A 13,507-nucleotide genomic window follows, 5' to 3' on the forward strand; every position below is an offset into this window, starting at 1 on the left:
GCAAAGGAAATGCCTGTGAAAAAACACATCTCGATGCTGGCCGCGCTGGGGGCCAGCGCGTTACTCACCCTTACCGGCTGTTCATCTGACCAACCCGAGGAACAGACCGAAGCCTGGTCTCCCGAAAACCCCTTCCCGTCCACCTACCAGGTGCCGGACAGCCCACCGCTGCTGGTTCGCTCGGCGAGTGTTTATAACGGCACCGGAGAGCAACTCGAGGGCGTGGACGTGCTGGTGCAGGACGGCAAGTTCGTCGCTATTGGCGAAGATCTCGACGCCCCCCGCGGCGCCACCGTCATCGACGCCGAAGGCAAATGGCTCACCCCGGGCTTGATCGACGTGCACAGCCACATGGGCGTCTATCCCTCTCCGGCAACGGACAACCACGCCGATGGCAACGAGATGACCGCCCCGGTGACTGCCCAGGTGTGGGCAGAACATTCCATTTGGCCGCAGGACCCACAGTGGGAAAAGGCTCTCGCCGGCGGCGTGACTACCGCTTTAATCCTGCCGGGCTCAGGCAACCTGATTGGCGGCCGCGGGGTAACAGTAAAGAACATCCGCTCAACGACCGTACAGGGGATGAAGTTCCCGGGCGCGCCCTACTCGCTGAAGATGGCCTGCGGCGAAAACCCCAAGCGGGTCTATGGCGAACGCAATCAACTGCCCTCTACCCGCATGGGTAACATGGCGGCGTTCCGCCAGGCCTGGGCCGAGGCCGCGGAATACAAAATCGAGTGGGACACTTACCATGCCGCACTTGAAAGTGGCGACAACTCGGCTGAGGCGCCAGAGCGCGACCTGAAGCTCGACACGCTGATGGAGGTACTCAACGGCAATATCCGCATCCACAACCACTGCTACCGCGCGGACGAAATGGCACAGATGATGGATATGGCTCGCGAGTTCGACTACAAGATCACTGCCTTTCATCACGCCATCGAAGCTTACAAACTGGCACCGCAATTGGCGGACGCCGATATTTGTGCCGTGGTGTGGGCAGACTGGTGGGGCTTTAAGCAGGAGGCCTTTGATATGGTCAGGGAAAACCTGGCACTGCTGGAGAAAGCCGGGGCCTGCGCCATTATCCACTCTGATGACGCCTTCCAGGTACAGCGACTCAACCAGGAGGTAGCCAAGGCCTACTCCGCGGCACGACGCATGGGCATGGATATGACCCGCGGCGAAGCCATGCGCTGGCTCACGCTAAACGCCGCGACATCGCTGGGGCTGGCCGACCAGATCGGCTCTATCGAAGCCGGCAAAAATGCAGACCTGGTGCTGTGGACTGAGGACCCCTTCAGCGTCTACGCACTGGCCGAGAAGGTGTGGATCGATGGCACGCTGACGTACGACCTTAACAACCCGTCGGTCGCGGGCACCAGCGATTTCAATATCGGCATTATCAACCCTGAGGAGAACCGCCCATGAATAACGCCATGCGCAACATACTGGCTCTGGCGGCACTCTCTCTCGCCAGCGCCGCGCACGCCGAAACCGTGCTTATCCAGAACACCACGGTCGACACCATGAGCGACGCCGGCCAACTCATCCAGACCGACGTGCTGGTCGTCGACGGCAGGGTTGCCGCCATAGGTCGCGACCTCGACAGCACTGATGCCCGGATCATAGACGGCACAGACAAGCGCCTCACCCCGGGGGTATTCAATGCGATGACGCAAATGGGGGTTGTCGAGATCGACGCCGTCCACGAAACCTACGATGCCACCGCCGAAGGCGTTGATTACTCCGCGTCGCTGGCCATCATCGACGCATTCAATCCCAACAGCACGGTTATTCCGCAGAACCGTATTCACGGATTAACCCGCGCCCTGGTGGCTCCCAGCGCCAGTGACACCCTGTTTGCTGGCCAGGTGTCTATCGTCAATCTCTCCGGCAAGTCCGGGGGCAGTATTGAGCAACAAAGTGTCGGCGTACTGGTGAACTACAACGAATATGCCAAAGGTGTAGCAGGTGGCTCACGAGCGGCAGCACTGGCCAGCATTCGCCGGGCCCTGAACGACGCCCAACACTTCGCTGACAAGCGCCGTCAATACGCCGCAGGCGAAGGCCGAGAACTCAGCCTTCCCGCTGAAGATCTTGACGCGCTACTGCCGGTACTGCAGGGCGAAGAGTATCTGTTCGTCAAAGTGAGCCGGGCCAGCGACATTCTGAAAATTCTCGAGGTGGGTGAGAGCTACAACCTGCGCATGATTCTTGTCGGCGCGCAGGAGGGCTGGATGGTGGCTGACGCCATCGCCGAGGCAGGCACGCCGGTCATCATCGATCCCATAGAGAACCTCCCGGAGCAATTCCAGACGCTCGGTGCCAGGTTGGAAAACCCGGCGCTATTGCACGCCGCAGGTGTCGACATCATGTTTACCGGGATGGGCTGGCAGAACACCCACAACGCCTACCTGGTCACCCAGTGTGCGGGGGTGGCCGTTGCCCATGGCCTGCCTTATGAGGCAGCGATGGCGGCGCTTTTCAGTACGCCATCAACGGTATTCTCGCTGGACAACAGCGGCAGAATCGCGGCTGATATGCCCGCAGACATGGTGCTGTGGAGTGGCGATCCGCTGGAACTGGTGCGCGAGGCGGAACTGGTGTTTGTTGCAGGCGAACAGGTGCCGATGGTGAGCCGCTCTACCCGACTGCGAGACAAGTATCTGGCGAAGAACAGCGAACAGGATTAATACGGTGAGTTTGGGCAGGCCCTCCTTCCCTGGAAGGCCTGGTTTCCAAGACGCCAGACCTATCCGTGGAATAGCGGCTGGAACTTTGAGCAGCAAGCGCTGCGCGAACTAGAACGTACCGAAAAGACCGTTGAGGGCCGCGCAGACGAAAAAGGCGCTGGCAATCCACACTTCGTCAATTTGCTCTAACCAGTTTGTCAGCTTGGACATGATGTCCTCCGGGCTGCGCGATACAATAGCGCTAGTTGTACCAAATCGAATGCACGCGGCCTATTACCGGCCATTACCAGTGCGTTTTTTCGCTATGAGCGCTCAATTGGTTATAATGAAACGCTATAATCAGTCCGGCATACCAATGGAACACAACCGTGACGCGATTTCGTCCCTGTATTGATCTTCACCAGGGCCAGGTGAAGCAGATTGTCGGCGGCAGCCTCAACGATGACGGCGCCGACACCAACTTTGTCAGCCAGCACGACGCAGCCCACTATGCCGGCCTGTACCGGGAGCAGAACCTCATGGGCGGGCATGTCATCGCACTGGGCCCGGGCAACCAGGAGCAGGCGCTGTTGGCGCTGGATACCTGGCCCGGCGGACTACAGTTTGGAGGGGGGGTCACCGCCGGAAATGCAGCGAGTTATCTCACTGCCGGCGCCTCTCATGTGATCGTCACCAGCTACCTGTTCGAGAACGGCCAACTTTCCCCTGCCCGACTCGATAACATTCTGCGTGAAACCGGCAGGCAGCACCTGGTGCTCGATCTCAGCTGTCGGCGCACAGACAGCGGCTGGCACATTGCCACCGACCGCTGGCAAACCGTCACAGACACCCCCGTGGACGCCGGCACACTGCGCGAGCTGGGCCAGTATTGCGATGAGTTTCTCGTGCATGCAGCGGATGTGGAAGGCCTGCAGGACGGTATCGACGAAGAGCTGGTCACCCTGCTGGGCAATCACTGCCCGGTGCCGGTGACCTATGCGGGAGGCGCCCGTAATCTCAGCGATCTGGAGCGCGTGCAAGCGCTGTCCGGCGGCAACGTCGATCTGACCATTGGTAGCGCGCTGGATATATTCGGCGGCAAAGGTATCACCCTCGACGAGTGCATTGCCTGGAACCAGCGCGCCTGAATGCCGCCCCGAGTCAGGGCGTCACAATATTGAATTCGCCCTGGGGCTGCTCAAACATACCGAAGAAACTGGCGAGCGTGAGCGCATTGCCTTCCACGCTCAGTTCATCTGAGCGCAGCGTCTCCATTAATCCGACTTCCCCCATGAGCATGCGAATAAACATGCCGTGAGACACTTTCAAGACCACGTCGGGTTCATCCGCGGCATCCAGGCCTCGGTGATGCATCACCGAATTGCGAACGGTGAGCAGGTACGCCTCGTCGAGGTCCTCGAACACAATACCCACACGACGATCTACCCCGGCGGCCTTGTCAGGATCGAGACGCACCGACATAGTCTGGAAGAATTTCTCTACCGGGGTTTGCTCCAACATATTCACCAACAGCGACAACTTGATCTGGGATTCCTGGGGAGCACCGAAACGCAGCTCGTAAGCAGCGCTAAGATAAACATCTCGCCAGGGCCCGGATTCAGCCACATATGCCAACTGATCATAGGTGCTTGCAAGTAATTGCATGGCTTGCTGATTGTCGGGCTCAGCGAACACCAGATGATTGAGCAGCTCCGCGGCCCAGCGATAATCGCCCGCCTCAATGGATTTCTCTGCCTCGGCAATCACACCCTCGGCACCCCCGGCCAGCGCCACATAGCGGGCACTGGATTCTACCGGCGGCAAGGGGTTCAGGTTTGCGGGGTTGGCGTCATACCAGCCGAGATAGGCCTGGTACACGGCCTTGCTGTTATGGGCCACAGTGCCGTAGTAGTCGCGGTTCGCGTAGGCAGCGGTCAGCCCCTCCGGCAGCGCCAGTTCTTCTGCGATCTCTCGCGGCGTCATGCCGCCGTTAAACATGCGCACCGTCTGGTCGTGAATATACTTGTAGGTATCCCGCTGGGTTTCCAGATAGGCGACGATGGTCGGCCGATCCCATACTGGCCAGTGGTGGCTGGCAAAATAGACGTCACTGCCCTCAGACAATTCGATCATCTCATCGATATAGCCCGTCCACGCGAGCGCATCGCGCACCTTGGCCCCGCGCAGTGTGTACAGGTTGTGCAAATTGCGCGTCGCCACCTCGGCCCCGCAATAGGCTTTCAACTCAGGAATCGCAAACGTGAATTCCGCAGGTGCTTCTGAACCCGGCGCCGCCTGGAAAACAAACTCCAGGCCATCAAGCGTCAGCGTCTGGCCGGTGTGATCAATAATCTCAGTGGGCTCAGCGATACCCACGGTGCCGTAGGCCGGTGATTTGCCCAGGCCTGATCCGACATGCCCACGCGCTTCGCGGGGCAGGCGGCGTCCGTACATGAACGAAGCTCGACGGGACATGGCCACGCCGGCGATGATGTTTTCGCTGGTCGCCTCTTCCATAAACCCTTCTGGAGCGACCACCGGAATTCTGCCTGCCTGATAGTCGTCCTCATCGATGACACCCCACACGCCGGCGAAGTGATCGATATGACTGTGGGTAAACAACACCGCGGTGACCGGCAAATCGCCCAGGTGCTGACGGGCAAATTCCAGCCCTGCAGCGGCGGTGTCTTCACTGGTCAATGGATCGACCACAATAAAGCCTTGATCGCCCTTGATGAGGGTCATGTTCGCCAGGTCAAAGCCACGAATCTGGTAAATGCGCTCGGTGACTTTGAACAGGCCGTGAATGTTGTTCAGCGTAGCCTGGCGCCAGAGACTGGGGTTCACACTGTCCGGTGCCGGACCCTCCATGAACGCATACTCATCGAGGTCCCAAACCACATCGCCCGCCGCAGTAGTAATCAGCGGATCAGACCGGGTCGCGATAAATCCGCGCTGCGCCGCCGCGAGATCGGCACCACGGTCATCGGGCAGTTCGGCGGCGATATCTCGATTGGTGTCCGCGGTATAGGCGCTGGGCGCGGTAAAGCCCGCGTCGGACTCTGCCGAGGTTTTCTGGGCCGTATCGGAGCCTGAACAACCCGATAGGAGAATGGCCGCAGCCACAGTGGTCAGGGAAATCTTGTTCAATGTTTTTTCCTTTAAGCGATGGCTTCAACGCGAGTGCGGATCAGCACCCGTAATTCATGTTCGTAGGCGCTGCGGGTTTGAGCGTAGCGCTGGGCACCAAAAGTCTGGGTTAACGTGGGGCCCGACACTGCAAAGTAATGCGCAGCCCCGAGGAGCTGGTACACCAGGGCCAACGCCCTGGCATCATCCAATTTACCCGCAGGGTCCAGCGCCTGGGCAGTCGCTACCAGCAACTCCAGATAGGATCGCAGATACCAGCTCCCCGCCTGGGCAGCCCGCTCCTCATTATCGAGCAACTCTCGCATGATGAGCCTGGCGGCGTGGGGATTATCCATCTGATCCCGATACTGCGCCACTACCAGTGTTTCCAGCCGTTCCGCCGGCGCCAGGGATTTGGCCAGAATGCTGTCGGTTATCTCCGACAGGTTCTCGGAGATATGCTGCAACACCTGTCCGTACAACTTCTCCTTGTTGCCGAAATGGTGGAGCAATGCCTGCTTGGTCAGCCCGAGCTCGGTCGCAATGGCAGCAATACTGGCACCATAAAACCCGCGTTCGGCAAATAGCCGCTGCGCCGTCAGCAATAACTGTTCCCGGGTGGATTCACTCATTTCGTCATCCTGCGTTTAGGTGGCGAGTCTAGCGCAGCGCTTGACGCCTTACCAGTTGGTAAGCATTCTGCCCGCAAACTTACCGTTCGGTAAGCTAGCTCTATGAGGCCTCCACCATGGATCGCAGTGTCGAAATTGAATTGATCGAAGATCTTCTCGGGTTACAGGCACAAACGTCGCCGTTTCTGGATGTGCAGTGTCACCGCAAAAGCCTGGAGCGACACTACTCACCCGACATCTTTCGCCGTGAACAGGCGCAAATTTCTGTGCGCCTGCCCCAGATTATTGCCCACAGTTCCGCCCCTCCCCGAGCCCAATGCCTATTTGACCACGGAGGTGGCATGCCGCCCAGTGCTGCTGACGCGCAATGAAGACGGAGCGGTGCAGGCCTTTTTCAATGTCTGCCGCCACCGAAGCGCAAAGCTAGTGCGCGAGCATGAAGGCTGTGAGCATCGCTTCCGCTGCCCGTATCACGGCTGGACCTGGAACAACATCGGCGACTTGATCGGTGTTCCCCATGAGAAGACTGGATTCCCGGTGCTAGATCGCAGTGAGTTTGGCCTGGTGCCACTGCCCTGTCAGGAGTATGCCGGCTGGATCTGGCTCTCACTGGACAGCGACTCGAGAATCGACGTTGAGCATCATCTGGGAGACATTCGCCATGACCTGCTGGCCATGGATGCGGGCAGCCACGAGATCTTTGCCACAGAAACACGCGAGATCAAAGCCAACTGGAAAATTCTGGTGGAGGGCGGCATAGAGGCCTATCACTTCCGAGTCGCCCATAAGAACAGCATTGCGGACCTATCCCCCGACAACCTTTCCTCCTGCCGCAGCCAAGGGCCTCACCTGCGCTCGATACTGCCGCGCGCGACCCTCGCCTCGCTGGCCGATCAGCCCCGCGAGCAATGGCGCCTGCGCGATCACGCCAACATTCTCTACAGCTTTTTCCCGGGCGCCCAATTCCTGGTGCAGTCAGATCATTTTGTGTGGATTCGTGGCATCCCGCTGGGCCCCGAACATACCCGGCTGGAACTTTCGACCCTGGTGCCCCGCAGTGAGAACACGCTCGCCAAGCAGGAGTACTGGCGAAAAAATCATGCGTTCACGGTGCTGACCCTGGATGAAGATTTCCAGTTGGCGGAAGACATTCAGTCGGGGCTGGCCAGTGACGCCAATAGCCGTCTCAACTTCGGCCGCTTTGAAGGTGCTCTGGATACATTCAATCGCATCGTAGATCAGGCGATCGCTTGAGAAGCGCTCCGGATTGTGCAGAATCAAATGACTTGATTCACTGACAGGAAGACACCATGACAGACATTGCCGGCAAGGTCGCCTGGATAACGGGCGCCTCATCAGGCATCGGCAAGGCAGTGGCAACCGTGCTGGCTGCCGAGGGCGCGCATATTATTCTCTCCGGGCGCCGGGAGGCTGCGCTCCAGGAAGTCGCCGCCTCACTGCCCACCCAGTCGCTGGTACTGCCCTTTGAGGCGACCGACTATGCGGCGCTGGCCGCCCATGTGGAGACGGCATGGGCCTGGCAGGGTCAGGTCGATATTCTGGTTAATAACGCCGGCGTGAGTCAGCGCAGCCTGGCCTTGCACACTGCGCCTGAGGTCTATCAGCAAATGATTAATATCGACCTGCTCGCCCCCATCTGGCTGACTCAGCTGCAACTGGAGCGGATGCGAGCCGCCGGTGGCGGCCACATCGTCGCCATCAGTTCGGTAGCGGGACGGCTGTACGCCGCTGCGAACGGCCTACTGTGCCGCCAAACACGGCCTCATTGGGTACATGGATGCACTGCGGACCGAGGTTGCAAACCTGCACAACATCCAGGTCACTAATATTCTGCCTGGCTCCGTCGCCACCGACGTCTCTCGCAACGCCATGACCGGCGACGGCTCCCAACGAGGCGTATCAGACGACAACATCGACAACGGTGACGATCCCATGGATTGCGCCCGTGGGATTGCCGAGGCTATCCAGGCCAACACACCCGAACTGGTGTTCGCCAAAGGTATGGAACTGGAAGCCGCCAAATTGCGCCACAGTGACCCCGACAATACCTTTGCGCTCATGGGGCAGATTGGCGCCGATATCGCTGCCAAGGTAGAGGCCGGCGGTGACGCCACACACTAGGCACTGCAACGGTCTCATTTCCATGCGCTGATTCAACCGGGCTGCGCCTGCACCAAAAGATAGATTGGGCTGGCTTTTTGGCGGTGTCCCCGCTAGCGTTTCCTACTGCGGACTGCGCGGCCCTCACAATACTAATGACAGTCAAGTTAACAGCGCTGCATGAGTGAACTACAAACCCTGAAAGCCTCCATAGACCAGAACCCCATCAGTCGCCTCCAGGTGATAACCATCACCATCTGCGCAATCATCAATATGCTCGATGGTTTCAACGTATTGGTCATGTCGTTTACGGCCGCATCCATCAGCGAAGCCTGGGGGATTCCCCGGCCTGAACTGGGTGTACTGCTCAGTGCCGGACTCGCGGGCATGGCGCACGGTTCGCTGTTTATTGCGCCCTATGGGGACAGGATCGGGCGGCGCGCGATCACCTTAGTGTGTCTGGGCGTGATCAGCGTTGGCATGATTGCCTCGGCTTACAGTCAGAACGTGACCCAACTGGCCGCGCTGCGGTTTCTCACTGGCCTGGGAATTGGCAGCATGATTGCCAGCCTGAATATTCTGGTCACCGAATACAGCAATGCGCGGGCCCGCAGCTTTGCAGTCAGCGTGCTTCAGTCAGGCTATCCCGCCGGCGCTATTATCGGTGGTGTGATTTCCATTCCACTCATCAGCAACTATGGCTGGCAATCTGCGTTTTTGTTTGGCGGTTTTATGTCGCTACTGATGATTCCAATAACGCTATGGATACTGCCGGAGTCACTGGACTATCTCCTTACCAAGCAGCCCGGGGATGCGCTGCGTAAAGTCAACAAAGCACTGCTGCTTATGGGACGGGAACCCCTGCAGGCGCTGCCGGAACTTACCGCCGAGGACAACCGAAAACCCAGCGTAGCAAGCCTGTTTGGCGACGCCTCTACCCGCAATACGCTGGCGCTATGGACGGCCTATTTTATGCTGATGTTCAGCATGTATTTCACGTTCAGCTGGACACCCAAGTTGCTCACGGAGGCAGGCCTTTCTGCGTCGCAGGGGATTTCCGGCGGCCTGATAATTCAGGTGGGTGGCATCATCGGCTCCCTGATTCTCGGCGTTATCTCCGGCTATTTCGGCCTGATGCGGCTGACGGCCATCTACCTGTTCGCCACATTCACCATGACAGTGGCCTTCGCTACGTTTTTACAGGCACCCCTCACCCTGCTCATGAGCGTGGCCTTCACGATGGGGTTCTTCCTGATCGGGTCCATGATTGGCCTGTACGCTATCGCGCCGCGGCTTTATCCAACGTTCAACCGCACCACGGCCATGGGCTGGGCCATTGGCGTGGGGCGTATCGGCGCCATTATCTCGCCGCTACTGGCAGGCTACCTGCTCGAGGCCGGCGTGGAAAAGTCAGACAGTTTCATCATTTTTGCGGTGCCGCTGCTGATTGCCGGTGTCGCTGTCATGCTGTTTCAGCTGCAGGAGCAGGCATCGGCGTGACCCTTCAGCCCTCTTCCCGCTTCGGGCCACGGGTGTAGAGCCTGATCAGAATCGGCGCAATCAGTAACTGCAGACCGCCGTAGAGCAGAACCGTAAACAGTACGGTGTCACCCAGTTGCGCGGTACTGGCCGCTGCCGCGGGGAACAGCGATGCCTTAATCATCACCCCAAGGTTGCTGTTGCGCACAATGACCTCGAACTCAACGGCGATGGCGTCACGCTTTTCCAGCCGCATCAGGCGCGGGACAGCGGCTCCCACGACCACCATCATCAGCATAAACAGGGCCACCAACCCTATGTTCGCCGCGCCAAAGGCCTCCAGGTCAAGCCTGCCGGCCGAGGTGGAACCAATGATAATGAGCACAATGCCGAGCAGAGAGGCGCGAATACACCACTTCGAGAACTGGGCCGCCGGTGCCGGGTAGAGATAGAGCAGCAACATGCCCAGGCTCAATGGCAGTAACAGCGACAGCGCGATTTCCATCATAATCTGCCCGGTGGGCATGCTGAAATCCGGTGGCAGGCTGTCGCTGATGAGCAGCGACAGAATCAGCGGGGTACTCACCAGGCAGGCCAGGGTACTCACTGCGGTCACGCAGATCGACAAGGCACTATTGCCGCGCGCAAAAAACGTAAAGATATTGGATGTGGTACCGCCGGGGATGGCTGCCACCAGCGCCAAACCGATCGCAAGACCGCCACTTATCCCCAGATGCGTTAAAAACATATAAGCCATGACGGGAACCAGGAACAACTGGATCGCCACGCCAATGCTCACCGCCCGGGGAGCACGCAGAATATCGCCAAAGTCGCGCACGGTGAGCGTGGCGCCCATGCCCAGCATCGCCGTGACCAATTGAAATGTCGCGAACCAGTACTCGTACTGGACGTAAAGCTCACCCATGCGTAAACCTGCTTATTGCTCTAGAGGCAGGCCTCAATCAGGGCCCAGGTATTTTCCGCGGTCATGGTAACAGGATTTCCACCAGCACTGGGATCGCTCAATGCCGCTGCGACCAGCGCATCGATATCAGGATCAACCACGCCCATAGCCCGGAGATTCTCCGGTATTCCCAATTGTTCGTTCAGGGCCACAAGATAAGCGTGGAAACCGTCAAATCCACCGTCGATCTCAAGATAGGCAGCCAGGCGCTCTATCCCCAGCTCGATCATCGGCCGATTGAAGTTCAGCACAGCCGGCATGACAACGGCGTTGGTCGTGCCGTGATGGATGTTGTAAATCGCACCCAGCGGATGTGAGAGCGCATGGATAGCACCCAGCCCTTTCTGGAATGCGGTGGCACCCATTAACGCCGCAGACATCATGTGACCGCGAGCCTCGATATCGCTGCCGTCGGCATATACCCGCGATAGATTGTCCTTGACCAGCCGCATGCCCTCCACGGCAATGCCGTGACTCAGCGGATGGTAGTTAGGCGCACAGTAAGCTTCCAGACAGTGTGCGAAGGCATCCAGGCCGGTGCCGGCGGTAATCGCCGGCGGCATGCTGAGGGTGAGCTGCGGATCGCAGATCACCTGGGAAGGCAGGATCTGCGGATGGAAAATAATTTTCTTTTCGCTCGTCGCCGAATTGGACAGCACCCCTGCGCGCCCCACCTCTGCGCCGGTCCCGGCGGTGGTCGGTACTGCCACAATCGGCGCAATGCCGGCCGGGTCGGCCCGCGACCACCAATCGTCAACGTCCTCAAAGTCCCACACGGGACGCTGCTGTCCGGCCATAAACGCCACCAGCTTGCCCAGGTCCAATCCGGAGCCTCCGCCCATGGCAATGACACCATCGTGTTCACCATCGCGGTAGGCTGCAAGACCCGATGCTAGGTTGTGCTCGTTGGGATTGGGGTCGACACCACTGAACAGTGCATCACCAAGGCCCGCTTCCGCCAGGATTTGGCGGGCTATCGCCACCATGGGGAGTTCAGCCAGGCCGCGGTCGGTCACCAGCAGCGGGCGCGCCATACCTGCCTCGCGACAGGCCTGTGCCAGTTCGCGGATCCGACCAGCGCCAAAGCGAATGGCAGTGGGATACGACCAGTTAGCCTGAGTACTCACAATTCGCTCAACACAACTTGAAGTGGCGCGACGCGGGGCGGGTCAGGTTCTGGTAGCCAATCACCGACAACCCTCCGCCGTGGCCGGTGTCCTTGCAACCGGTCCAGCACAAACCGGGATCTACGTAATCGCAGCGGTTCATAAACACCGTCCCGTAGTCCAGCTCTGCGGCGATACGTTCCGCGCGGGCCACATCCGCCGTCCACAGCGAGGCGGTTAAGCCAAAGTCAGAATCGTTCATTAATGCAATGGCTTCTTCATCGCTGCTCACTTTCATGATGCCCACCACGGGTCCAAAGGACTCATCGCGCATCACCCGCATGCTGTGATTCACATCCACCAGAATCTGCGGCATCAGGTAGGCGCCGTTGTCGGCGGGAAACAGAGCTGGGTCAATCAGCGCCCGCGCGCCGTCGGCTATTGCCGCCACTGTCTGCGCGCGCACTTCATCGGCAAAGCGCACATGAGCCATTGGCCCCAGCGTGGTTGCCGTCTCCAGAGGATTGCCGAGCACATAGCCCTCGACAATGCTCACCGCTTTACGCACAAAGGCATCGTAGTGTTCTTCACACACGTAGATCCGCTCGATACCACAACAGCATTGACCGGCATTAAACATGGCGCCGTCGATCAGCGTCTCTACCGCGGCATCAAGATCCGCATCTGGCATCACATAGCCTGGGTCCTTGCCACCCAGTTCCGTCCCCACCGGGGTAAACGTACCTGCAGCGGCCTCTTCCATCACCTTGCCGCCGGGCACCGAGCCGGTGAAGTTAACGAAGCCGAACACGCCCGAGCCAATCAACGCCGACGTGGTGGCATGATCGAGCACCACGTGTTGAATGACGGTGTCGGGCACACCGGCCCGATGAAAGGCCTGCGCCAGACGATCGCCCACCGCCAGAGTCTGCGAGGCGTGCTTGAGCACCACGGTATTTCCCGCGATCAGTGCAGGAACAATGGTATTGATCGCGGTGAGGTACGGATAATTCCAGGGGGCCACTACCAGCACCACGCCCAGGGGCTTGCGATCAATCCGGCGACGGAAGCTATCGCTGTCCTCAACCCCGTGCGGTGCCAGGGCTTCAGCGGCAATACTGGCCATGTACTCACTGCGCTCGCGCACGCCGGCCAATTCACCGCCATAGCGCACCGGCCGGCCCATCTGCCACGCCAGTTCCGGCACTATCTCATCGCCAACGGCCTCCAGCTCTGCGACCGCCGCCAACACGAGGTCGATACGTTCCTGTAAGGGGCGACTCGCCCAGGGCTTCTGCGCCGCAGCGGCTGCATCCACTGCGCTGCGTGCAGCGGCCTCACTCAGGGGCTCTCGCTCGATATAGGTGGAGCCATCAATGGGTGATATACACTTGATCATTG

13 protein-coding genes are annotated in these 13,507 nt (G+C 59.3%); 8 read left to right on the forward strand and 5 right to left on the reverse strand.

The window, feature by feature from the left end:
* Positions 1-15: 15 nt before the first annotated feature.
* The 3 genes from A3709_RS05570 (at position 16) to hisA (ending at position 3,823) form a co-directional block, all read left to right on the forward strand.
* Complete coding sequence (locus A3709_RS05570; protein ID WP_231871111.1) at positions 16-1,431, forward strand: amidohydrolase; 1,416 nt, start codon at positions 16-18, stop codon at positions 1,429-1,431.
* On the forward strand, positions 1,428-2,696 hold the full coding sequence (locus A3709_RS24445) for a hypothetical protein (RefSeq protein ID WP_066051308.1): 1,269 nt from the start codon (positions 1,428-1,430) through the stop codon (positions 2,694-2,696). The genes A3709_RS05570 and A3709_RS24445 overlap by 4 nt, the downstream gene beginning before the upstream one ends.
* 368 nt (positions 2,697-3,064) lie before the next feature.
* Positions 3,065-3,823 (forward strand): phosphoribosylformimino-5-aminoimidazole carboxamide ribotide isomerase, encoded by a 759-nt coding sequence (gene hisA / locus A3709_RS05580; RefSeq protein ID WP_066051311.1) that lies wholly within the window; start codon positions 3,065-3,067, stop codon positions 3,821-3,823.
* 13 nt (positions 3,824-3,836) lie between these two features.
* Here the strand turns inward: hisA and A3709_RS05585 are convergent, their stop codons facing one another.
* Positions 3,837-5,825, reverse strand: a complete 1,989-nt coding sequence (locus tag A3709_RS05585) for an alkyl/aryl-sulfatase (RefSeq protein ID WP_066051313.1) — start codon at positions 5,823-5,825, stop codon at positions 3,837-3,839.
* 11 nt (positions 5,826-5,836) lie between these two features.
* Complete coding sequence (locus A3709_RS05590; protein ID WP_066051316.1) at positions 5,837-6,436, reverse strand: TetR/AcrR family transcriptional regulator; 600 nt, start codon at positions 6,434-6,436, stop codon at positions 5,837-5,839.
* A 116-nt stretch (positions 6,437-6,552) separates the two neighbouring features.
* Here A3709_RS05590 and A3709_RS23580 point away from each other — a divergent pair, with 116 nt between their 5' ends.
* From A3709_RS23580 to A3709_RS05605, 5 genes are all read left to right on the forward strand, one after another.
* Positions 6,553-6,807 (forward strand): hypothetical protein, encoded by a 255-nt coding sequence (locus A3709_RS23580; RefSeq protein ID WP_197484078.1) that lies wholly within the window; start codon positions 6,553-6,555, stop codon positions 6,805-6,807.
* Positions 6,788-7,690 (forward strand): SRPBCC family protein, encoded by a 903-nt coding sequence (locus A3709_RS05595; RefSeq protein ID WP_231871112.1) that lies wholly within the window; start codon positions 6,788-6,790, stop codon positions 7,688-7,690. The genes A3709_RS23580 and A3709_RS05595 overlap by 20 nt, the downstream gene beginning before the upstream one ends.
* Before the next feature lie 56 nt (positions 7,691-7,746).
* Complete coding sequence (locus A3709_RS24785) at positions 7,747-8,283, forward strand: SDR family oxidoreductase (protein ID WP_255359719.1); 537 nt, start codon at positions 7,747-7,749, stop codon at positions 8,281-8,283.
* Entirely contained in the window at positions 8,231-8,578 is a 348-nt protein-coding gene (locus A3709_RS24790) for a hypothetical protein (RefSeq protein WP_255359720.1), read from the forward strand. Before A3709_RS24785 ends, A3709_RS24790 begins: the two co-directional genes overlap by 53 nt.
* A gap of 159 nt (positions 8,579-8,737) precedes the next feature.
* Complete coding sequence (locus tag A3709_RS05605) at positions 8,738-10,057, forward strand: MFS transporter (RefSeq protein ID WP_066051319.1); 1,320 nt, start codon at positions 8,738-8,740, stop codon at positions 10,055-10,057.
* A gap of 4 nt (positions 10,058-10,061) precedes the next feature.
* On the opposite strand, the gene A3709_RS05610 is transcribed toward A3709_RS05605, so the two are convergent.
* Genes A3709_RS05610 through A3709_RS05620 form a run of 3 tightly spaced genes read right to left on the reverse strand, consistent with a single transcriptional unit; the run spans position 10,062 to position 13,505 of the window.
* The gene (locus A3709_RS05610; RefSeq protein ID WP_066051322.1) at positions 10,062-10,961 is read right to left on the reverse strand and encodes a bile acid:sodium symporter family protein; all 900 of its coding nucleotides are present in this window, start codon (positions 10,959-10,961) and stop codon (positions 10,062-10,064) included.
* Positions 10,962-10,981: 20 nt separating this feature from the next.
* Positions 10,982-12,127 carry an iron-containing alcohol dehydrogenase gene (locus A3709_RS05615; protein ID WP_066051326.1) on the reverse strand — a complete coding sequence of 382 codons (1,146 nt, stop codon included), beginning with the start codon at positions 12,125-12,127 and terminating at the stop codon, positions 10,982-10,984.
* 7 nt (positions 12,128-12,134) lie between these two features.
* Positions 12,135-13,505 (reverse strand): aldehyde dehydrogenase family protein, encoded by a 1,371-nt coding sequence (locus A3709_RS05620; RefSeq protein WP_066051330.1) that lies wholly within the window; start codon positions 13,503-13,505, stop codon positions 12,135-12,137.
* Positions 13,506-13,507: the final 2 nt, after the last annotated feature.

This window comes from Halioglobus sp. HI00S01, from assembly GCF_001635445.1.
In the GTDB taxonomy this organism is placed as follows: domain Bacteria; phylum Pseudomonadota; class Gammaproteobacteria; order Pseudomonadales; family Halieaceae; genus Halioglobus; species Halioglobus japonicus.